18 protein-coding genes are annotated in these 22,219 nt (G+C 70.5%); 4 read left to right on the top strand and 14 right to left on the bottom strand.

Annotation, left to right across the window (positions count from 1 at the left end):
- Positions 1–96: 96 nt before the first annotated feature.
- The 13 genes from AB4112_RS27540 to AB4112_RS27480 all read right to left on the bottom strand — a co-directional run bounded on the left by AB4112_RS27540 (position 97) and on the right by AB4112_RS27480 (position 15,637).
- Complete coding sequence (locus tag AB4112_RS27540; protein WP_441724246.1) at positions 97–1,092, bottom strand: ABC transporter ATP-binding protein; 996 nt, start codon at positions 1,090–1,092, stop codon at positions 97–99.
- The gene (locus AB4112_RS27535) at positions 1,089–2,117 is read right to left on the bottom strand and encodes an ABC transporter ATP-binding protein (protein ID WP_441724244.1); all 1,029 of its coding nucleotides are present in this window, start codon (positions 2,115–2,117) and stop codon (positions 1,089–1,091) included. Before AB4112_RS27535 ends, AB4112_RS27540 begins: the two co-directional genes overlap by 4 nt.
- Positions 2,107–3,003: an ABC transporter permease gene (locus AB4112_RS27530; RefSeq protein ID WP_441724242.1), complete on the bottom strand. Its 897-nt coding sequence runs from the start codon at positions 3,001–3,003 to the stop codon at positions 2,107–2,109. Before AB4112_RS27530 ends, AB4112_RS27535 begins: the two co-directional genes overlap by 11 nt.
- Positions 3,000–3,917 carry an ABC transporter permease gene (locus AB4112_RS27525; RefSeq protein ID WP_441724240.1) on the bottom strand — a complete coding sequence of 306 codons (918 nt, stop codon included), beginning with the start codon at positions 3,915–3,917 and terminating at the stop codon, positions 3,000–3,002. The genes AB4112_RS27530 and AB4112_RS27525 overlap by 4 nt, the downstream gene beginning before the upstream one ends.
- A gap of 176 nt (positions 3,918–4,093) precedes the next feature.
- Positions 4,094–5,704 (bottom strand): peptide ABC transporter substrate-binding protein, encoded by a 1,611-nt coding sequence (locus AB4112_RS27520; protein WP_441724238.1) that lies wholly within the window; start codon positions 5,702–5,704, stop codon positions 4,094–4,096.
- A 199-nt stretch (positions 5,705–5,903) separates the two neighbouring features.
- A complete protein-coding gene (locus AB4112_RS27515; protein ID WP_441724236.1) occupies positions 5,904–6,896 on the bottom strand; it encodes an ABC transporter ATP-binding protein in 993 nt (330 codons plus the stop codon).
- On the bottom strand, positions 6,868–7,842 hold the full coding sequence (locus tag AB4112_RS27510; protein WP_441724234.1) for an ABC transporter ATP-binding protein: 975 nt from the start codon (positions 7,840–7,842) through the stop codon (positions 6,868–6,870). The genes AB4112_RS27515 and AB4112_RS27510 overlap by 29 nt, the downstream gene beginning before the upstream one ends.
- On the bottom strand, positions 7,839–8,738 hold the full coding sequence (locus AB4112_RS27505) for an ABC transporter permease (protein ID WP_441724232.1): 900 nt from the start codon (positions 8,736–8,738) through the stop codon (positions 7,839–7,841). Before AB4112_RS27505 ends, AB4112_RS27510 begins: the two co-directional genes overlap by 4 nt.
- A complete protein-coding gene (locus tag AB4112_RS27500) occupies positions 8,731–9,720 on the bottom strand; it encodes an ABC transporter permease (protein ID WP_441724230.1) in 990 nt (329 codons plus the stop codon). The genes AB4112_RS27505 and AB4112_RS27500 overlap by 8 nt, the downstream gene beginning before the upstream one ends.
- A gap of 9 nt (positions 9,721–9,729) precedes the next feature.
- Complete coding sequence (locus AB4112_RS27495; protein ID WP_309801610.1) at positions 9,730–11,337, bottom strand: ABC transporter substrate-binding protein; 1,608 nt, start codon at positions 11,335–11,337, stop codon at positions 9,730–9,732.
- A gap of 35 nt (positions 11,338–11,372) precedes the next feature.
- Positions 11,373–12,998: a serine hydrolase domain-containing protein gene (locus tag AB4112_RS27490; RefSeq protein ID WP_309801611.1), complete on the bottom strand. Its 1,626-nt coding sequence runs from the start codon at positions 12,996–12,998 to the stop codon at positions 11,373–11,375.
- 24 nt (positions 12,999–13,022) lie between these two features.
- The gene (locus tag AB4112_RS27485) at positions 13,023–14,486 is read right to left on the bottom strand and encodes a M81 family metallopeptidase (RefSeq protein ID WP_309801612.1); all 1,464 of its coding nucleotides are present in this window, start codon (positions 14,484–14,486) and stop codon (positions 13,023–13,025) included.
- Positions 14,483–15,637, bottom strand: a complete 1,155-nt coding sequence (locus AB4112_RS27480) for an NAD(P)/FAD-dependent oxidoreductase (RefSeq protein ID WP_441724227.1) — start codon at positions 15,635–15,637, stop codon at positions 14,483–14,485. The genes AB4112_RS27485 and AB4112_RS27480 overlap by 4 nt, the downstream gene beginning before the upstream one ends.
- A gap of 145 nt (positions 15,638–15,782) precedes the next feature.
- Here AB4112_RS27480 and AB4112_RS27475 point away from each other — a divergent pair, with 145 nt between their 5' ends.
- The gene (locus AB4112_RS27475; RefSeq protein WP_309801614.1) at positions 15,783–16,391 is read left to right on the top strand and encodes a helix-turn-helix domain-containing protein; all 609 of its coding nucleotides are present in this window, start codon (positions 15,783–15,785) and stop codon (positions 16,389–16,391) included.
- A gap of 154 nt (positions 16,392–16,545) precedes the next feature.
- Positions 16,546–17,466 (top strand): homoserine O-acetyltransferase MetA, encoded by a 921-nt coding sequence (gene metA, locus AB4112_RS27470; protein WP_309801615.1) that lies wholly within the window; start codon positions 16,546–16,548, stop codon positions 17,464–17,466.
- Between the two features lie 46 nt (positions 17,467–17,512).
- On the opposite strand, the gene AB4112_RS27465 is transcribed toward metA, so the two are convergent.
- On the bottom strand, positions 17,513–18,340 hold the full coding sequence (locus tag AB4112_RS27465) for a M55 family metallopeptidase (protein ID WP_309801616.1): 828 nt from the start codon (positions 18,338–18,340) through the stop codon (positions 17,513–17,515).
- 192 nt (positions 18,341–18,532) lie between these two features.
- Here AB4112_RS27465 and AB4112_RS27460 point away from each other — a divergent pair, with 192 nt between their 5' ends.
- Positions 18,533–21,574, top strand: a complete 3,042-nt coding sequence (locus tag AB4112_RS27460) for an aminotransferase class III-fold pyridoxal phosphate-dependent enzyme (protein ID WP_309801617.1) — start codon at positions 18,533–18,535, stop codon at positions 21,572–21,574.
- 98 nt (positions 21,575–21,672) lie between these two features.
- Positions 21,673–22,219, top strand: a 547-nt coding sequence (locus tag AB4112_RS27455; protein ID WP_441724224.1) for an alcohol dehydrogenase catalytic domain-containing protein, incomplete at its 3' end; no start/stop codon positions are given.

Below are 22,219 nucleotides of genomic sequence, written 5' to 3'. Positions count from 1 at the left end.
GGCAACGCGTCGCGATACGGCCTGCGTGACAGGCGGCGGAGCCACCCCCTCACCCGAAATCACTGCGTGATTTCGGGTGAGGGGGCTGCACAGGCCTCAGACGAGCGCGCCGGCCAAATCCTCGATCCGGTGGCAGGCGGCGCGGTGGCCGGGGTCGAAGTCGCGCAGGACCGGCATCGCCTGGGCGCACAGCTCGACCGCATGCGGGCAGCGGGTGCGGAAGGCGCAGCCCGAGGGCGGGTTGATCGGCGACGGGGTGTCGCCCTGCAGCACCATGCGCCGGCGCTGATGCGCCCGGGCCGGGTCGGGGATCGGCACCGCCGACAGCAGCGCCTGGGCATAGGGGTGCAGCGGTCGGGCGAAGAAGGCGTCGCGGCCGGCGATTTCGGCCTCGCGCCCGAGATACAGCACCATCACCCGGTCGCTGATGTGCCTGACCACGCTCATGTTGTGCGAGATGAAGATCAGGGCCATGCCCAGCTCTCGCCGCAGGCGCATCAGCAGGTTGATGATCTGGGCCTGGATCGAGACATCAAGCGCCGACACCGGCTCGTCGCAGACGATCAGCTTCGGCCGCAGGATGATGGCGCGGGCGATGCCGATGCGCTGGCACTGGCCGCCGGAGAATTCGTGGGGATAGCGGTGCGCCAGCGACGGCGACAGGCCGACCTGGCGCATGGTCTCGTTGACCCGGGCGTTGATCTCGGCCCGCTTCATCTCGGGGTGGAAGGTGCGCAGCGGCCGGCCGATGATCTGGGCCACGGTCATGCGCGGGTCGAGCGAGGCCAGCGGGTCCTGGAAGATGATCTGCATGTCGCGCCGCCGCGGCCGCAGGTCGTTCTCCGGCAGGCCGGTGACGTCGGCGCCGCTCCAGGCGATGGTGCCGGCGGTCGGCGGGATCAGCCGCAGCACGGCGCGGCCCAGGGTGGACTTGCCGCAGCCCGATTCGCCGACGATTGCCAGCACCTCGCCGGGGGCGAGGTCGAAGGACACGTCGTCCACCGCCTTGACCGCCTGGGGCGGCCCACCGAACAGGCCGCCCGACAGCGGGAAATGGACCTTCAGGTTGCGCACCGACAGAACCGGGGTCACTTCACCAGCTCCATCGTGGCGGTGGCGGCGGGTTGGGGCAGCGGCTGGTGGCAGGCGACGACGCGGTCATCTGCGTCACCTGCCGCCAGCAGCGGCGGCATGGTTACGGTGCAGGCCTCGACCTTGCGGCTGCAGCGCGGCGCGAAGGGGCAGCCCGGCAGGTCGCCCGCGGCGGCGGCGCGGGGCTGGCCGGGGATCACCCGCAGCTCGCCCTCCGCCCCCTCCAGGTTCGGCGTCGAATCCAGCAGGCCGCGGGTGTAGGGATGGGCCGGAGCGGCGAAGATCGGGCCGACCGGCGCCGCCTCCATCACCTTGCCGCCATACAGCACCAGCACCCGGTCGCACATCTCGGCGACGACGCCGAGGTCGTGGGTGACCAGGATCACGGCGGTGCCCAGCTCGCTCACCAAGTCGCGCAGCAGGTCCAGCACCTGGGCCTGGACGGTGACATCCAGCGCCGTGGTCGGCTCGTCGGCCAGCAGGATGCGCGGGTTGCACAGCAGCGCCATGGCGATCATCACGCGCTGGCGCATGCCGCCCGACAGCTCGTGCGGGTACAGCTTCATCCGCTTCGCCGCGTCGGGGATCTTCACCCGGTCCAGCATCCGGGTGGCCTTGTCCCAGGCCTCGCGCTTGCGCATGCCCTGGTGGCGGATCAGCACCTCGGTCAGCTGCGCCCCGATGCGGTGATAGGGGTTCAGCGAGGTCATCGGGTCCTGGAAGATCATGGTCATGGCCGACCCGCGCAGCCGGTCCAGCCCGCGGCGCTCCAGCGCCAGCAGGTCCTGCCCCTCGAACCGGACCCGGCCGGTGGCGGCGCCGTTGCCGGCCAGCAGGCCCATGATCGACAGCAGGATCTGGCTCTTGCCCGACCCGCTCTCGCCGACGATGCCCAGCACTTCGCCGCGCCTGACCGCGAAGTCGACGCCATCGACCGCGGTGGCCGTGCCCCGCCGCATCCGGAAGCGGATGCGCAGGTCCTCGACCGTCAGCAGGGGGACGGCCAGCAGGGGATCAGCGTTCATTGGGGTCGAAGGCATCGCGCAGCCCGTCGGCGACGAAGTTCATGCAGAACAGGGTCAGGGCCAGGGCCAGCCCGGGCAGGATCAGCATGTGCGGGTCGGTCTCGATCTTGGCCTGGCCCTCGCTGATCAGCACGCCCCAGCTGGTCTCCGGCGCCTGGACGCCGAGGCCGAGGAAGCTCAGCAGGGATTCGCTCAGGATCACGTCGGGGATCAGCAGGCTGGAATAGACGATCACCACGCCGACGCAGTTCGGCATGATGTGCTTCAGCACGATCTGGCGCTTGGTCATGCCGCCGGCCCGCGCCGCCTCGATGAACTCGCGGTTGCGGAGCGCGATGGCCTGGGCCCGGACGATGCGCGACGGGGTCAGCCACAGCGACAGCACCACGGCGATGATCACGGCGCCGCTGCCGCGCCCCAGCGCCATGCTGATCAGGATGACCTGGAAGATGTAGGGGATGCCGTACAGCACGTCGACGAAGCGCATCATCACCTGGTCGACGAAGCCGCCGAGGAAGCCGGCGATCGACCCCCAGGTGACGCCGATGGCGACCGCGATCAGGGTCGCGACCAGGCCGATGATCAGCGACACCTGGCCGCCGGCCATGATCCGCAGCAGCAGGTCGCGGCCCAGGTCGTCGGTGCCGAAGGGGAAGGCCGACAGCAGGTCCATCGGCGCGTTCATCGCCTCGAAATTGGCGTCGTCGGGGGCGTAGCTGTAGAGCAGCGGCCCGCCGAAGCAGAAGATCACGATCAGGACCAGCACGGCCAGGCTGGCAACGGCGGTGCGGTTGGCGCGGAAGCGGCGCAGCGCCTCGCGGAACGGGCTGACGCCCTCGGCCGCGTCCTCGATCGCGGCGATCTCGTGCTCGGTCAGGTCGGTCATGCCCGCGACCTCGGGTCCAGCAGGGTCTGCGCCACGTCGGTCACCATGTTGAACAGGATGATGCAGGCGCCGTAGGTCAGGGTGACCCCCATCACCATGGTGTAGTCGCGGCTGATCGCGCTCTCGACGAAGTAGCGGCCGATGCCGGGCACGGCGAAGATGGTCTCGATCACCATCGACCCGGTGATCAGCGCCGCGGTGGCGGGGCCGAGATAGGCGATGACCGGGATCATGGCGCCGCGGATGGCGTGGTGGGTCAGCACCCGCCACTCGCCGACGCCCTTGGCCCGGGCGGTGCGGATGTAGTTGCTGCGCAGGGTCTCGATCATGGCGCCGCGGGTCAGCCGGGCGACATAGGCGATGTTGGGCAGGGCCATGGCCACAACCGGCAGCACCATCGACCGCCAGCCGCCGTCCCAGCCCGCCACCGGCAGCAGGCTCAGCATCAGCGCGAACACGATCTGCAGGATCGGCGCCATGACGAAGGTCGGCACCACGATGCCGCCCATGGCGACGGCGCTGACCACATTGTCCAGGATGCCGTTGCGCCGCAGCGCCGCGACCACGCCCAGGAACACCCCGGCGACGGTGTACAGCAGGGTGGCCCACAGCCCGATCTGCAGCGAGATCGGCAGGCCGTGGCCGATCAGCTGGGTCACCGTGTATTCGCGGTAGTACATCGACTGGCCGAAATCGAGATGCGCGATGTCGCCCAGGAAGCGCAGGTACTGCCGCCACAGCGGCTCGTTCAGATGGTACTGCTCGGCCATCTTGGCGATCAGGGCGGGCGGCAGCTTCTTGTCGTCGTCGAACGGCCCGCCGGGGGCGAAGCGGACGACGAAGAAGGTGATCGTCGCCAGCGCGAACAGCGTCGGCACGCTGCCCAGCATGCGGCGGAGGACGGAAAAGACCATCGGCCCTGGCTGCTCCCTGTGCCTGCTTTCCCGCGCGACCCTCTCAAGATCCTCCCCCTCCCCCCGCGGGAGGGGGTAGGGGGAGGGGGTGTCGATGACGGGCGGAGATCTTTCGGTCTAGACCGGGCTTGCGGCCCGAACCCCTCCCGCAAGGGGAGGGGGAGGATGAAATCGACCTACTTCTCGATGCTCAGATACTTCGACATCGGGTGGCCGATCGGGTTGTCGCCCCAGCCCTTGACGTAGGTCTGGACCAGGATGTTGTCGGTGGTCACCGCGATCGGGATGAAGACGTACTGGTCCAGCATGCGCTGCTCGGCCTGGCCCAGGATCTGGTAGAACTTGGCCTTGTCCGACGCGGTGGCGTTGGCCTGGTCCATCAGCTTCTCGTACTCGTCGTCCTTCCAGTGATAGCTGGGCGTGCCGGTGTAGCGCAGGGCGTCCAGCCAGGTCTTGGCCTGGGGATAGTCGCCGCCATAGCTGTCCATGCAGACCTGCCAGTCGCCGGTGTGCAGCTTCTCCAGCCAGGTCTTCACCTCGGTCAGATCAAGCTTGGTGCGGACACCCAGATTCTGCTTCCACATTGCGGTGATGCCCTCGACCCGCCGTTTGCTGGCGGCGCTGGACGGGCCGATGATCTCGAGCTCCAGCGGCTTGTCCGGGCCGTAGCCCGCTTCGGCCAGCAGCTTCTTGGCCTCGGCCAGCCGGTCCTCTTTGCTCATCCCGGCTTCCTGGACGCGGCCAGGCTTGTAGCTGGAATCCTGGTTGATCGAGAAGGTGTACATCGGCAGGTTGCCGGCCTTCTCGATCTTCTCCTGCAGGAAGTCGCGGTCGATGCCCAGGGCCAGCGCCTTGCGCACGCGGATGTCCGACAGCGGGCCGGCATCGGGCTGGAAGCTGAGGTACTTCATGCCCAGGGTCGGGTTCTGGTGCAGCTCCTGCGGCCGCTCGGCCTTCAGCTTGTCGATCTGCTCCGCCGGCACCGCCATGGTGCTGTCCAGCTCACCGGCGAGATAGCGCTTCAGCTCGGTCGAGGTGTCCTCGGTGACGTGGTAGACGACGGTGTCGATCTTGACGTTCGCCGCGTCCCAGTAGTTCGGGTTCTTGACCAGGACGACCTTGGACTGCGGCACGTAGTCCTTCAGCATGTAGGCGCCGTTGCTGACGAACATCTCCGGCCGGGTGTAGTCCAGCTTGTTGCCGGCGGCCTGGTAGCTGGGCAGGTGCACCGGCGCGGTGGTGTGGAAGTCCAGGATGTAGGGCGCGTCCGGCATCGGGTATTCCAGCGTCAGCACGACGGTCTTGTCGTCCGGCGCCGTGGCGCCGACCTGCGACGCGTCGGTCAGCTTGCCGTCGTTGAACTGCTTGCCGTTCTTGATCGGCAGCACCGCGGTCAGATAGTAGGCGTGGGCCGACCCGATGGCCGGGTCCAGGCTGCGGATCACGCCGCGCACGAAATCGGCCGCGACCATCGGGTCGCCGTTCGACCATTTCAGCCCCGACCGCAGATGGAAGGTCCAGGTCAGGCCGTCGGCGCTGGTCTCCCACTTCTCGGCCGCGCCCGGCTGCGGGTTGCCCTGCGGGTCCAGCACCAGCAGCGCCTCGAACAGGTCGGCGATGATGTAGTTCTCGCGCGCGCCCTGGTTCATCTGCGGGTCCAGGGTCGACGGCGCGCTGCCGAAGCCGCGGTTCAGCACCATCTCGGCCGCCGCCGGGCCGGCCAGCGCCAGGCCGCACACCGCCAGGCACAGGGCAAAGGCGGCCGCCCTCTTGTTCAGAAACTTCATGCCATCCCCCAGACTCTGTGATTCCCCTCGCACCGAAGCGGCGTCGTCGATCCCGGCCCGGCCGGTCCGACCCTTGTTTGCCTTCCTGCCCCGTGCGACCGCGGTAACGTTACCGCCCGCGGCAGCGATTTGGGCAGGCCGCCGCCATGACTGACAAGTCCCGAAAGTGACGGGGGCCTGAACTTCAGGTTATCGCCGCTCAGATCTCGCCGGCGCGATGGCAGGCGACCCAGCCGCCCGCCGGGTCGGGCCGGAGCGACGGGGCCGCGCCGCGGCACAGGTCGCGCACATGCGGGCAGCGCCCGGCATAGGCGCAGCCTTCGGGTGCGGCGCCGGCCGGGGCGGTCTGCGGCGCGGCTTCCCGGCGCCGCCCGGACCCCGGGATCGCGGCCAGCAGCGCCCTTGTGTAGGGGTGCCGCGGCGCGTCAAACAGGGCGCGGGTCGGCGCCAGCTCGACCAGCCGGCCGTGATACAGCACCCCGACCCGGTCGCAGAGATAGGCGACGACCGACAGGTCGTGCGAGATGAACAGCATCGACAGCCGCCGGCGCGCCTTGATCTCCTGCAGCAGCGCCAGGATCTGGGCCTGGACCGAGACGTCGAGGGCGGAGACCGGCTCGTCGGCGATCAGCAGCTCCGGCTCCAGCGCGATGGCGCGGGCGATGCCGATGCGCTGGCGCTGGCCGCCGGAGAACTGGTGCGGATGGCGGTCGGCCACGGCGGGGTCCAGCCCGACCGCCTGCAGCAGCTCCGCCACCCGGTCGCGCCGCTCCACCGCCGGCAGGCGCAGATGGGTGCGCAGCGGTTCGGCCACGATGTCGGCGACGCGCCAGCGCGGGTCGAGCGAGGCGTAGGGGCTCTGGAACACCATCTGCACCCGGCGCCGCTCGCGCCGCAGCGCGCCGCCCGACAGCGCCAGCCAGTCGCGGTCCTGGAAGCGGATGCGGCCGCCGCTGGGGTCGATCAACCGGGCGATCATCCGGCCGATGGTGGATTTGCCGCTGCCGCTCTCGCCGACCAGGCCGAAGGTCTCCTGCCGGCCGATGGCGAAGCTGACGCCGTCGACCGCGCGCACGCCGGCCGCCATGCCGAACCAGCGGCCGGGCAGGGGGTAGTGCTTGGCCAGATCCTGGACTTCCAGCAGCGGCGCGTCGGCGACCGGTTCAGGCCGCGCGGGGGCAGGCGACGGCATGGCGCGGCTCCTCCGGGATCGGCTGCAGGGTGGGGATGGCGTCGCGGCAGGCGGCGACGGCCTGGCCGCAGCGCGGATGGAACGGGCAGCCGGCCGGAGGCCGGGCCAGGTCGGGCACGGTGCCGGGGATCGGCCGCACCACCCGGCCCGGCGCATCGATCGACGGGCGCGATGCGATCAGCCCGGCGGTGTAGGGATGGCGCGGCCGGGCCAGCACCTCGGCCGTCGGCCCGCTCTCGACGATGCGGCCGGCATACATCACGGCGACGTCGTCGCAGGTCTCGGCGATGACGCCGAGGTCGTGGCTGATCAGGATCACCGCGGTGCCGTGCTCGACCTGCAGCCCGCGCATCAGGTCCAGGATCTGGGCCTGCACCGTGACGTCCAGCGCGGTGGTCGGCTCGTCGGCGACGATCAGCGCCGGGTCCAGCGCCAGGGCGCAGGCGATGACGATGCGCTGGCGCATGCCGCCCGACAGCTCGTGCGGATAGGCGCGGCGGCGACGCTCGGCCTCGGCGATGCCGACCCGCTCCAAGAGGGCGACGACCCGGCGTTCGACCTCACGCCGCGGCAGCTTCGGCCGGTGCCAGCGGAACAGCTCGGCGATCTGGTCGCCGATGGTCAGCACCGGGTTCAGCGTCGCGGTCGGGTCCTGGAACACCATGGCGATGCGGTCGCCGCGCAGCCGGCGCAGCCCCCGCTCCGGCAGCCCGACCAGGCTGCGGCCCTCGAAGCGGATGTCGCCGCCGGCGATCCGGCCCGGTGCCTGGACCAGCCCCATCAGCGCCTGGCCGACGGTCGACTTGCCGCAGCCGCTCTCGCCGACCAGGCCGAGGATGCGGTTGCGCTCGAGCGACAGGGACACTCCGGCCACCGCCCGCACCGGCCCGCGCGGCGAGGCGTAGTCGACCCGGAGGTCGTCGATCTCCAAGAGCGGCGCGCTCACCGTTCCGCCCTCGGGTCGACCCAGTCGCGCAGGAAGTCGCCGAACAGGTTGATGCCGACCGAGGTCATCAGGATCACCGCGCCCGGCCCCAGCACCATCCAGGGCGCGTCGTACAGGAAGTCCCGGCCCTCGCTGATCATCTTGCCCCAGGAGGGGGTGGGCGGCTGGACCCCCAGGCCCAGGAAGCTCAGCGCCGCCTCGGCGATGATCACCAGCGCCACGTCCAGCGTCGCCAGCACCAGGATCGACGGGATCACGTTCGGCAGCACATGGCCCAGCACGATGCGCCAGCCCGGCACGCCGATCGACCGCGCCGCCTCGACGAACTCCATCTGCCGGATGCGCAGCGCCTCGCCGCGCACCACCCGGGCGAAGTTGACCCACAGCGCGATCGACAGCGCCAGCACCACGGTCCAGAAGCCGGGGCCCAGGATCGCCATGATCATCAGCGCCAGCAGCAGGAAGGGGAAGGCCAGCTGGAAGTCGGCCAGCCGCATCACCACGCTGTCGACCGCGCCGCCGGCATAGCCGGCGACGGCGCCCAGCAGCGACCCGACGGTGGTGGCCAGCGCGACCACCAGGGCGGCGACCGCGATCGAGGTGCGGGCCCCGACCACGACGCGGCTGAAGATGTCGCGGCCCAGATTGTCGCCGCCCAGCAGGTGGCTCCAGTCGCCGCCCGCGGCCCAGGCCGGCGGCAGGAAGCGCCATTCCAGCATCTGCCGCGCCGGGTCGTGCGGCGCCAGCAGCGGCGCCGCCGCGGCGACGGCCAGGATCAGCCCGACCAGTGCCAGCCCGGTCAGCCCCTTGGGGCTGCGCAGCAGGGCCCGCCGGAACCGGCCACGTTCCGCGGCGGGTGCCCGCTCGGCGGGCATGGGCAGGGCGCTCTCAACCATGGCGCATCCGCGGGTCGATGACGCGGTACAGGATGTCGACGATCAGGTTCAGGGCCACGAACAGCACCGCCGCGATCAGCACCGTCGCCTGCACCAGCGGATAGTCGCGGGTGGTGATGGCCTGCACCGACAGCCGGCCGATCCCGGGCCAGGCGAACACGGTCTCGATCACAATCGCGCCGGACAGCAGGGCGCCGAGCTGCAGCCCGATCATGGTGATGACCGGGATGATGGCGTTGCGCAGCGCATGGCGCAAGGTGACGGCACGCGGCGGCAGCCCCTTGGCGCGGGCGAACTGAACATAGTCCTGGCGCAGCGCCTCGATCATCGCCGACCGGGTCAGCCGGGCGTTCACCGCCATCAGCCCGAAGGCCAGGGAGATCGAGGGCAGCAGGAAGTACCGCGCCTTCTGCCACAGCAGGTCGAAGCGGCCGTCCAGCAGCGCCGCCGGCACCGCGGCGACCAGCGATCCCTTGTAGCCCGAGGCCGGCAGCCAGCCGAGCTGCACCGAGAACAGCAGGATCAGCAGGATGCCGAGCAGGAAGGAGGGGGTGGAGACGCCAAGCACCGCGACCACGGTGCCGGCATAGTCGACCGGCCCGTCGCGGCGAAGCGCCGTGGCGACGCCGATCGGGATCGCGGCCATCAGCGACAGCAGCATCGCCCAGAAGGTCAGCTCCGCCGTCGCCGGCAGCCGTTCCAGGATCAGCTGGGCGGCCGGCACGCGTTGGCGCAGCGACAGGCCGAGATCGCCCTGCAGCGCGCCGCCGAGATAGGCCAGATACTGCTCCATCATCGGCCGGTCCAGGCCCAGCTGGCCGCGCAGCCGGGCCTTGTCGGCCTCGGTCATGCCGGGGTTGCCGGCGGCCATGATGTCGACCGGGTCGCCGGGCACCAGCCGGGTCATCGCCGACACCACGAAGACGATGCCGGCGATGACGATCAGCGCGTAGCCGATCCGCTTGACGATCAGCGGCAGCACCGCCGCGCCTCAGCTCTCGATCCAGGCGCGGTCGGCGGTGATGTCGCCGTCGCTGCGCAGCACCGCCCCCTTCACCGTGGACGCCAGGGCGGCGAAGGCCAGCGGCTCGTACAGCGGCGCCCAATAGGCCTCGCGCATGATCAGGGCCTGGGCCTCGTCCAGGATGGTCTGGCGCCTGGCCTCGTCGAATTCCACCCGCTGCGCGTCGATCAGCTTGTCCAGCTCCGGGTCCTTGCGGAAGTTGCGGTTCAGCGACCCCTGGCTGTGGAACTCCGGGTACAGGATGTCGGCGTCGGTATAGCCGTAGCCGGTGAAGACGATGTGGTGCTCGCCCTTGCCCGACAGCACCGCCCATTCGCCGGTCGGCAGCGACTGGATCTCCAGCTCCACCCCGATCTCGCGCAACTGCGCCTGCACGATCTCGGCGGCGCGCCGGATCGGCGGCGTGTCGGCGGTGATCATGCGCAGCTTCAGGCCGCTGCCATGGCCGGCCTCGGCCAGCAGCGCCTTGGCCTTGGCGGGATCATAGGGATAGCCCTGGGTCTCCACCGCCTTGGAGTAGCCGGGGATGGTCGACGCGATCGGGCCGTGCGCGACCACGCCGTTGCCGTCCAGCGCGAAGGCCAGCACCTTCTGCGCGTCGATGGCGTGGCTGATGGCGCGGCGCATGCGGATGTCGTCGAACGGCGCCATACCCTGGTTGAAGGCCAAGGCGCGGATGATCTGTGCCGGGCGGGACAGCAGCTGGACCTCGCCGTCCTGGCGCAGCCGGCGGACGGCGTCGGCCGGCACCGCCTGGCCGGTGGCCAGCGCGTCGATCTCGCCGGTCTCCAGCGCCGCGATCCGGGTCGAATCCTCCGGGAAATACAGCAGCTGCAGCCCGTCCGGCGCGGCGACGGGCCCGCATTTGTAATCGTCGAAGCGGGCCAGGGTGATGCCGCTGTCCGGCGCCCAGCCGGTGAAGCGGAACGGGCCGCAGCCGACCGGGTTGCGGCCGAACTGGTCGCCCAGCTTCTCGACCGACTGGCGCGGCACGATCCCGGCGTAGGAGCTGGCGATGCCGATCCAGACCGGCACGAAGGGTTCCTTGAAGCGGTAGGCTACGGTCAGCCGGTCCACCACCTCGGCGGTGTCGAACGGGCCCATCAGGAAGGCGGCGGGGGCGGCGGTGGCCGGGTCCATCATCCGCCGCGTGGTCCAGGCGCAGGCCTCGGCATCGGCCGGACTGCCGTCATGGAAGGTCACGCCGTCGCGCAGATGGAACAGGATGGTCTTGTTGCCGTCGCTGAACTCCCAGCGTTCGGCCAGGCCGGGTACCACCTTGCCCTCGGTGTCGATCCGGGCCAGCGGCTCGTAGATGAAAAGGTTGGTGTAGTCCGAGATCGACAGCGCGGTCTTGTGCGGGTCCAGGCTGTCCGGCTCCTGGTCGCGGCCGATGCGCAGCGTGCCGCCCCGGCCCTCGGCGCGGGCGGCCTGGAATGGCACCCCTGACAGGGCCGCGGCGCCGGCCAGCGCGCCGAAGCCGGCCAGCACCTGCCGCCGGCCCAGCGCGTGGCGCTGGGCATGGGCGTAGGTGAGGGACAGGAAGTCCCGCGGATCCATGCGATCGAACGCCATGTGATGTTCCCCCGTTCGAGGTGCCCGACGCGACTTCAGCGCGTGCGGGCCATGTGCAGCCGCTTGGTGCGGTCGTCGTTCAGCACGATGCCGTCGGCGACGCTGCGGATGGTGAACTCCCAGCCGCCCGCCTCGGCCGCGCCGGGCTTCGGCGGCGTGTCGGCGGTGGCCCGGCGCGGCACGGCCAGGTGCAGGTCGGGCGCGCGGGCCTCCAGCGCCGTCTCCCACACCCCATGCGGCGTGCGCAGGCGCAGCACGGTCTCGCCCTGATCCTCGCCGATCTCGGCCTCGAAGCCGGTGGTGGCGTCCCAGTAGCGCCCGGCCAGGCCGGGGGCGATCGGCAGGGCGGTGTCGGACAGGCGGCGGAACCGCTGAGGGCGGCCGAACCAGCGTGTGTCGACATCGCCGTCGTCGCGCGGTGTGAACTCCAGCGGCACGATGCCCCGTTCCGGCATGAAGGCGCCGTCGCCGACCTGCTCGATCGGCATGCCGCTGTTCATGTTGCTGACGAAGACCGGCTGCCCGTCCTTGAGCGCGACCCCGAACACGTCGTCGCCGCCCTCGGCCCGGTACAGGCCGACGGCCCGGGTCAGCCGTTCGGTCGCCGCCGTCGTGCGCGGCGGGCCGACCTCCTCGCCCAGCGCCAGGTCGAGGATGCGACGGGCCAGCGAGAACGGGCCCATATCGTCGGTGTTGCCGAGGATGACGACGCCGATCCCGGCCTCCGGGAAGCGCACCGATTCCGACCGGCCGCCGGCGACGCCGCCGCCATGGCCGATGCTGGACAGGCCGCGGTAGCGGCAGGTGACCAGGCCGAGGCCGTAGGGCGAGGGGATGCCGTCGATCGCGGCGCCCGGCGCCGACATCCGGGCGATCATCTCCGGCGTGCCGACCTTCGGCGCGTCGAGATTGGCCAGCCAGAGGGTCATGTCCTCCAGCGTCGAGACCATGCCGCCCTCGCCGCCCAGCACCACGCCCCATTGCGCCTTGTGCCAGCCGCCGTCGGGGCCGCGGGTGTGGTGGTCGGCCAGCCGCGGCAGGATCTCGGAATCCCAGCGCATCAGCCGGGTGTCGCGCATGCCGAGCGGGCCGGTGATGCGGTCCTCCAGCAGCGCGTTGAAGCTCTTGCCCGAGACCTGCTCGACGATCTCCGACAGCAGGAAGAAGCCGGTGTTGCAGTAGATCAGGCTCTCGCCCGGCCGGAAGTTGACGGCCTTGTGGCCGGCGATGATCCGCCGTGCCCCGGCCCGGGTTGAGGGCGCGCCGATATCCAGCCCGCCCAGGGTCATGATCTCCAGGAAGTCGCGCAGGCCGCCGACATTGGCGGCGAGGTGGCGCAATGTCACGGTCTCGGGGAAGTCCGGCAGCCACGGCAGGTGGCGGCGGACGTCGTCCTGCATCGACAGCTTGCCCTCGGCCTCCAGCATCAGTGCCAGCAGCACGGTGAACTGCTTGGTCTGCGACCCGATGCGGATGACGGTGCGCTCGTCGATCGGCACGCCATGGGCCAGGTCGGCCATGCCGTAGCAGCCGCGGTGGATCTCGCGCCCGTGCCGCAGGACGCGGACCGAAGCGCCGGGTGAATCCGGCCTGGTCCAGCGCGCGAACAGCGCATCGACGCGCGTGTTGAAGTCGGGTGGCAGGGGGCGGTCATGGGTCATGGCATCCTCCCGGAGAAGCAGATGTCAGGCGAAGGGGTTCTCGACGCGCGGCCAGAACGGCACGCGGCGCTTGGTGAAGGCGATGTCGCCGAAGCTGGGCGGGATGGCGCCCGGTGTGGTCACGTATCGGATCTCGGCCGCGATCGGGGCGAAGCCGGCGTAGAAATGCTGGGTCGACTTCACCACCACGATCGCCTTCTGCGACAGGTCGATGCCGAAGGCGGTGTAGGCGTCGGGCCAGAAGGTCTGACTGCGCAGCGTCACCAGCACCAGGTCGACGCCGTTCGCCGCCTGCACCCAGACGCCGCGGCCCAGCGGCGACTTCTCCTCGCCCAGCCCGGTCTGGAACAGGGCCGGCAGCACGCGCTTGACGGTGATGCGCAGATCGACCGGGTCGCCCGAGGCCGGGCCGCATTTGCCGCCGATGCGCAGGTCGAAGCTGGCGCCCTCGCCGGCCTCCTCGCACAGCGCCACCGCCTGCGGGTCCCAGTAGCTGCCGCTGACCACATTGCCGATGCCGCGGTCCAGGATGCGGCGCAGGATGAAGGTGCTGTCGCCCGGCGCGCCGCCGCCGGCATTGTCGGCGACATCGGCCAGCACCACCGGGCCGTGCGGCGCCGCCAGGGCGCGGTCCAGGGCCTCGTCCACCGTGTCGTGCGGCGTCGCCGTGGCGTGGCGCAGGTCCCAGATCTCCTGGCCCAGCCGCTCGGCCAGGGCCCGGGCCCGGCCGCGGTCGCCATCGGCCACCACCAGCATGCGGGCGCCGACCTCCTCGACGTCGCCCCAGGGGAAGCCGTGGCTGAAGGTGACCGACAGGATGCCGTCGCGGCCCTCCAGCGCCTGCATCCGGTCGACGAAGCCGCGCATCGGCTCGACCGGGGTGCGCCACATCCCGACCATGCGGCAGTCGTACAGCGCCATCACCGGCCGCACCTCGCCGCGCCGGGCGCGCAGGCACAGCTCGTACAGCTCGACCGCGCGGGGGGCGAGGTCGACATGCGGGTATTCCTTGAAGCCGATGACCGCGGTGGCGTTGTCGATCATGCGGTCGGTCAGGTGGCAATGCAGGTCGAACTCCAGCCCCACCGGCACGTCCGGCCCGACGATCGCCCGCACGCGCTCCAGCGTGTCGCCCTCGCAGTCGTCATAGCCGTCGGCGACCATGGCGCCATGCATCAGCAGCAGCACGATGTCGACCGGGCCGGCCTGGCGCAGATCATCGAGGATGTCGTCGCGCAGCGATTCGTAGAGGGCGCGGATGGTGCGGCCGGCCGGCTGGGCGAAGGCCGAGACGCTCTCGACGATCTCATGCCCGTCGCGCTCGGCCAGCTGCCGCCAGGTCTTCTGGCAGATGGTGTCGGCGGCGGTGTCGTCCAGGCTGGCGTCGCGCCGGCGATAGCTCTCCGGCGCATAGAAGCTGGCGGCGCCGGTCGGCAGCGGCGAGAAGGTGTTGGTCTCCGTGACCAGGGCGGCGATGAAGATCTTCACTTGCGGGCCTCCATCTGGGTGGTGTCGGCGGCGAACCGCCCGGGCGCCAGGGCCGCGGCGGTGACGCCCAGCGCGGCGAGGTCGTCGGGCACGGTGTCGCCGTTCAGCAGGGCGGCGCCCAGCCGGGCCATGGCCGGCGCGGTCTGGAAGCCGTAGCCGCCCTGGCCGGCGCACCAGAAGAAACCGGGGGCAGCCGGGTCGAAGCCCAGCACCGGGGTCTTGTCGGCGACGAAGCTACGCAGCCCGGCCCAGCGATGCGACAGGCGCCGGATCTGCAGCGTGGTCGCGCCCTCGATCCGGTCGACCGCGATGGCGATGTCGATCTCTTCCGGCTGCGCGTCGCAGGGCGGGCTCGGCGTCTCGTCGGCGGGGGATCCCAGCAGCTTGCCGGCATCCGGTTTGAAGTAGAAGCGCTCGTCCAGGTCGACCATCGCCGGCCAGTCGTCGATGGCGTGGCCGGGCGCGTCGAACAGGAAGGCGGTGCGCCGCTTCGGCACCAGCCCGACCGGGGCGATGCCGGCCAGGGCGGCGACGGCGTCGGCCCACGCGCCGGCGGCGTTGACCACGATGCCGGCCTCGACCGGCCCGGCCGCGGTCTCGACCCGCCAGCCGCCGCCCGGCAGCGGCCGCAGCGCCGTGACCTCGGCCCCGGTGCGGACCAGCCCGCCCTGGCGGCGCAGGCCGCGCAGCGACCCCTGCAGCATGCCGTTGGTGTCGAGGTCCAGCGACTCCGGCTCGAACACCGCGCCGGCGATCCGGTGCGGCTGCAGCACCGGCATCCGGGCCGCGGCCTCGGCGGCGTCCACCCGGCGCACGCTGGGGGCCAGCCGGCCCAGGATCCCCGCCTGCCGGTCCAGCGCCGCGTCCTGCCCTTCGACCCCGACATGCAGCGTGCCGCGCGGCCGGGTCAGGGTGAAATCAGCGAAATCGGTCGGGGGTGCCCGGAAGAAGCCGCGGCTGCCGGTCGACAGCGCCCGCACCGTGGCGTTGCCGTAGGTCTCGGAGAACAGCGCGGCGGACCGGCCGCTGGAGTGGTAGCCCGGCTGGATCTCGCGCTCGAGCAGCAGCACCCGCCGCCCCGGCGAAACCGCCGCAGCCAGCGACGCCCCGGCGATGCCTCCCCCGATCACGGCGACGTCGACGACGTCCATCCCGCAGCCTCCCTGTTTTCAACAGCCTGGAGGTCTATGAGTGTATATGTCAAATAAAATATCGGATCGGAAAATTCATGGTTCTTGCGATAAGAACCGCTGTCGACATACGCTGGTCATCCTTGTCGCCACCTCCGGTCCGTGCATGTCCACTCAACCCAAGCTCGGGGAATGCCTGAAGGCGCTGCGGCGCCGGCATGGCTGGACGCTGCAGGATGTCAGCACCCGGACCGGGGTTGCGGTCTCGACCCTGTCCAAGGTCGAGAACGACCAGATGTCGCTGACCTACGACAAGCTGCTGCAGATCAGCGAAGGGCTGGGCATCAACCTGGCCGAGCTGCTGGCGACGCCGGCGGTGGCCGGGGAGACGCTGGCCCGCCGCTCGGTCAGCCTGCCCGACGAGGGGCTGCTGCAGGTCACGCCCAGCTACGACTACCTCTACCTGTGCACTGAGATCCAGCGGAAGCGGATGGTGCCGGTGATCGCCCGGGTGAAGGCGCGCAGCCTGGCCGAGTTCGGCCCGCTGGTGCGCCATTCCGGCGAGGAGTTCATCTACGTGCTGGAGGGCGCGATCGAGGTGCACACCGAGCACTACGCCCCGGTCCGGCTGGACAAGGGCGGCAGCATCTACCTCGACAGCACCATGGGCCACGGCTATGTCGCGGTGAGTGATGGCGAGGCCACCGTGCTCGGCGTCTGCTCCAGCCCCGAGCCCGACCTCGAAGGCACGCTGCGCTCGCTGTTCACGATCTGAAGCCGCCCGCGGTAACGTCGCTGCGGGAGCGGTCGAACAGGACCTTCGACAGACCGGCCCTGTCCATGCAGACTCCGGGCCAGCCGCTGATGGCTGCCACGGCGCGACCGGACCGGCAGCAGGTCCGGCCGCCGGCACAACGAGACAAGTCGATATGCCCATAAAGATACCCGATGACCTTCCCGCCCGCGCCACGCTCGATGCGGAAGGGGTCATGGTGATGCGCGAGGCGGATGCGGTGCGCCAGGACATCCGGCCGATGCGCATCGGCCTGCTGAACCTGATGCCCGACAAGATCAGGACCGAGGCGCAGCTCGCGCGGCTGCTCGGCGCCACGCCGCTCCAGGTGGAGCTGACGCTGGTCAAGATGACCCACCACGTGCCGCGCAACACGCCCAGCGAGCACATCATCTCCTTCTACCGTGACTGGGAGGACATCCGGGCCGAGAAGTTCGACGGCTTCATTGTCACCGGCGCCCCGGTGGAGACCATGCCGTTCGAGCAGGTGACCTATTGGGACGAGCTGCGCCGCGTCTTCGACTGGACCCAGACCCATGTGCACAGCAGCTTCAACATCTGCTGGGGCGCCCAGGCGGCGGTGCACCATTTCCACGGCATGCCGAAATATCCGCTGCCGGAGAAGGCGTTCGGCGTGTACCGCCACCTGAATCTTTCGCCGGCCTCGCCCTATCTCAGGGGCTTCTCCGACGATTTCGCGATCCCGGTGTCGCGCTGGACCGAGGTGCGGCGCGAGGACATTCCGCCGGAGAGCGGGATGAGCGTCCTGATGCAGTCCGACGAGGCGGGCCTGTGCCTGCTGGACGATCCGCGCCATCGGTCGCTGCACATGTTCAACCACATCGAATACGATTCCAGCTCGCTCGGCGACGAGTACTTCCGGGACCTGGCGGCCCGCAAACCCATCGCCATCCCGCGCAACTACTTCCCGAAGGACGACCCCACCCGCCAGCCCGAGAACCGCTGGCGCAGCCACGCCCACCTGCTGTTCGGCAACTGGATCAACCGGCTGTACCAGACCACGCCGTTCGACACGGCGGAGATCGGAAACCCCTGAGGCCAGGGGCCATCGCCGCCTTCGCGATGGCCCCGACCCGCCGCGCCTACATCGTGGCGGTGGCGCTGTAGCCGAACAGGAACATCAGGAATTTCGACAGGTCGACCGCATCCGTCGCCTCGTAGCGGATGGTGTAGGTGTCGACCTGGGTGATGAAGCGCAGATAGGCCAGGTGCTCGACCGGCAGGCGGTGGCGGAACCGGACCTCCAGCGCCATCGGCGCTTTCAGCCGGAACGGCTTGGCCTCGCCGATCCGGGCGATGGCGCGCTTCACCCCCTCGCGCACCGCGGCATGGGCCACCGCCGGGGTCAGGCTGCGCGCCGACCGGGTGCTGTGCGCCCATTTCACCGTGGTGGTCTCGATGTCGCCGACGATGTCGCGGATCTCGGCCACCGCCACGTCGTCGCCCGAGGCGTAGATCACCGGCACGCCAAAGTGCCCGGCGATGGCGGCGTTCAGCCCCGCCTCGTTCAGCACCTGGCCATTGACCCGCACCTCCTGGAAGGCGCTGCCGCTCAGCGTGTGCGACAGCACCCCGCCGCGATTGCTGGCACCGGCGTGGTAGCCGATCAGCAGGGCGCCGGCGAAGTCCCCGACCTCGACCCCCTGCATCATGGTCAGCGGCCGCGGCCAGCTGCGCACGATCTGGGTGTAGTCCGGCAGCTTCTCGATCTTCAGGCTCTCGCCATTGCCGTGGGAATCGCTGACCACGATCTCGGTCGCGCCGGCCTCATGCGCGGCCTCGCAGGCGGCGACCACGGTGTCGGTCATCCAGTCGCGCGCCCGCTCGTATTCGAAGCCCTCGGGGGCAAGGTGGTCGCGGGTGACCACACCGACGATGCCTTCGATGTCGGCGGAGATGTAGAGACGCAATCTTCCCTCCCATGGCTGGTTTCCGGAAAGGCTAAGGGCAATCGGATTTATCGGATAGGGGAATTTTTAGCGGATCATAGAAACAATGGTTATGTCGGGGCCGCAAGTCCCTTGCCGCCACGGCACCGGCGATGCTTTTCTCGCCGGTACGACCCGATCGCGCCGCCGCCAGCCTTCCGGAGACCCGTCCCGATGTCCGATCCCGCCCTCGACCTCCGGCGTCCCTTCGGACCGGCGGAGGCCGAATCCCTGTTCCGCACGGCCTGGGGCATCGACGCCCGGGCCCAGGCGCTGGCGGGCGAACTCGACCAGAACTTCCTGATGACCGCGGCGGATGGCGGCCGGCATGTGCTGAAGCTTTACCATGCCGGCGCGGATGCTGCGGTGCTGGACTTCCAGGATGGCGGCCTGCTGCATCTGGCCGACCGCGACCCGTCGCTGCCGGCGCCGCGCCCGGTGCCGGCCCAGGACGGGCGCCTGACCGTGCCGGTCGCGATGGCCGACGGGTCGACCCGCCTGGCCCGGGTGCTGGACTGGCTGCCCGGCCGGCTGATGGGCGAAAGCCGGCCCTACGGCCCGGCGCTGCTGCGCTCGCTCGGCGCCTATCTCGGGCGGCTCGACCGGGCGCTGGCCGATTTCTCCCACCCGGCGCAGGACCGGCCGCTGCGCTGGGCGATCACCGCCGCGCCGCAGGCGCGCGAGCTGCTGCCCCACGTCGCCGACCCGGCGCGGCGGGCCAAGGCGGAACGGATCCTCGACCGCTACGACGAACGGGTGGTGCCGCTGCTGCCGGGGCTGCGCCGGCAGGTGGTGCATCACGACGCCAATGACTGGAACGTGGTGGTCGGGCCCGACGGCCTCTGCGCCGGGGTGATCGATTTCGGCGACGCCGTCGCCAACCCGCTGGTGGCGGAGCTCGCGGTCGCCTGCGCCTACGCCATGATGGGGCAGGACCGGCCGGTCGAGGCGGTGCTGCCGCTGGTCGCCGGCTACCACGCCGCCAACCCGCTGACGGCGGACGAGCTGTCGGTCCTCCTCGACCTCATCCGCGCCCGGCTGGCGCAGAGCGTGTGCATGTCCTCCTGGCAGCACGCCCGCGACCCCGGCAACGACTATCTCCTGATCAGCCAGAAGGACGCCTGGGCCTTGATCGACCAGCTCGACACCGTCAACGACGCTTTCGCCGCCTACAAGCTGCGGGCCGCGGCCGGCCTGCCGGCGCATCCGGCCAGCCGGCGGGTGCTGGCCTGGCTGGCGGCCAACGCCGACCGCATCGGCCCGATCTGCCGCCACGACCTGACGGTGGCCGAGAACGTCGTGGTCCTGGACTGGACCCAGGGCAGCGCCGACCTGACCTCGCTGGACGGGCTGGACAGCGTCGACGCCAAGACCGAGGTGGTGCTGGCCCGCATCGCCCGGGCCGGCGCCCAGGTCGGCATCGGCCGCTATGCCGAGCCGCGCGGCGTCTACCAGACCGACGCCTTCAAGACCGACACCGGCGAGCGGCGGACGATCCATCTCGGCATCGATGTGTTCCTGCCGGCGGATGAGCCGTTCCTGGCACCGCTGCCGGGCCGCGTCCATCTGGTGACCAACAACGCCCAGCCGGGCGACTACGGCCCGCTGGTGATCCTGGAGCACGAGACCGGCGACGGCGACGTGTTCTACACCCTCTACGGCCACCTCGCCGACAAGACCCTGACCCATCTCAAGGCCGGGGACCGGGTCGAGACCGGCGACGTGATCGGCTGGAACGGCGCGCCGCCGACCAATGGCGACTGGGTGCCGCATCTGCACTTCCAGTTCCTGCTCGACCTGATGGGCCGCGGCGCCGACATCGAGGGCGTGGGCCGGCGCAGCGACATGGATGTGTGGGAAAGCGTCAGCCCCGACCCGAACGCCATCCTGGGCATCCCGGCCGAAGTCTCGGTGCGGCTGCCGCGCGGGCATGAGGCGCTGCTGGAGCAGCGCCGGCTGCATCTCGGCCGCTCGCTGTCGGTGTCCTATGCCGAGCCGCTGAAGATCGTGGCGGGCGAGGGCCAGTACCTGATCGATGAGACCGGCACGGCCTATCTCGACATGGTCAACAATGTCGCCCATGTCGGCCATTGCCACCCCCGGGTGGTCGCGGCCGGCCAGGGGCAGATGGCGGCGCTGAACACCAACACCCGCTACCTCCACGACAACATCGTCGACTTCGCCCGCCGCCTGACCGCGACGCTGCCGGACAGCCTCTCGGTCTGCGTCTTCGTCAATTCGGGGTCGGAGGCCAACGACCTGGCGCTGCGCATGGCGCGGGCCGCCACCGGCCGCACCGACACCGTGGCGGTCGACGTCGCCTATCACGGCAACCTCAACTCGCTGGTCGCGATCAGCCCCTACAAGTTCGACGGGCCCGGCGGCAAGGGCCGGCCCGAGGGCACCTGGGTGGCCGAGATGCCGGACGGCTATCGCGGCCGACTGAAATACGGCGAGCCGGAGCTCGGGGCCCGCTACGCCGAGGACGTCGCCCGCCAGTTCGCGGCGGCAGCCAAGGCCGGCCGCGGCGTCGCCGCCTTCATCGCCGAATCGATCCTGTCCTGCGGCGGCCAGATCGTGCTGCCCGACGGCTATCTGAAGGCGGCCTACGCCCATGCCCGCGCCGCCGGCGCCCTGTGCATCGCCGACGAGGTGCAGGTCGGCTTCGGCCGGGTCGGCAGCCACATGTGGGCGTTCGAGACCCAGGGCGTGACGCCCGACATCGTCACCATGGGCAAGCCGATCGGCAACGGCCATCCGATCGGCGCGGTGGTGACGACGCCGGAGATCGCCGCGGCCTTCGCCAACGGCATGGAGTATTTCAACACCTTCGGCGGCAACCCGGTGTCGTCGGCGATCGGCATCGCCGTGCTCGACGTCATCCGGGACGAAAGGCTGCAGGCCAAGGCGCGGCGGGTGGGCGAGCGGATGCTGGCCGGGATGCGGGCGCTGCAGGCGAAGCATCCACTGATCGGCGACGTCCGCGGCCTCGGCCAGTTCACCGGCTTCGAGCTGGTGCGCGACCGGGCGACGCTGGAGCCGGCGAAGGCCGAGGCCAAGCAGCTGGTCGAGGGCATGAAGCGGCGGCGGATCCTGCTGTCGATCGACGGACCGCTCTACAACGTCATCAAGATCAAGCCGCCGATGGCCTTCGGCGAGGCCGATTGCGACCGTTTCCTGGCGGCGCTGGACGAGGTGCTGGCGGAGATCGGCTGAACGGCGCCGGGGGGACAATATCGGTCGTAAGTCGGGCTTGGGCGACCACCCCCCTCTCCGCTAGGGTTTCGCCTGACGAGTCTCGAGGAGCCGGGAAGATGAAGACGCGAGCCGCCGTAGCCGTCGCCGCGGGGAAGCCGCTGGAGATCATGGAGGTCGATCTCGAGGGTCCGAAGTTCGGCGAGGTGCTGGTCGAGATCAAGGCGACCGGGATCTGCCACACCGACGAGTTCACGCTGTCCGGGGCGGATCCGGAAGGGCTGTTCCCGTCGATCCTGGGGCATGAGGGTGCGGGCGTCGTGGTCGATGTCGGGATGGGCGTGACCAGCCTGCAGAAGGGCGACCATGTCATCCCGCTGTACACGCCGGAATGCCGGCAGTGCCCGTCCTGCCTGTCGCGCAAGACCAATCTGTGCACCGCGATCCGGTCGACCCAGGGCCAGGGGCTGATGCCGGACGGCACCAGCCGGTTCTCGATCGGCAAGGAGAAGATCTTCCACTACATGGGGTGTTCGACCTTCTCGAACTTCACCGTGCTGCCGGAGATCGCGCTGGCCAAGGTCAACCCGGACGCGCCCTTCGACAAGATCTGCTACATCGGCTGCGGCGTGACCACCGGCATCGGCGCGGTGATCAACGATCAAC

Origin of the sequence: Inquilinus sp. 2KB_23 (assembly GCF_052115705.1) — a bacterium.
In the GTDB taxonomy this organism is placed as follows: domain Bacteria; phylum Pseudomonadota; class Alphaproteobacteria; order DSM-16000; family Inquilinaceae; genus Inquilinus; species Inquilinus ginsengisoli_A.
This window is presented reverse-complemented; position numbering and strand designations above follow the sequence as displayed.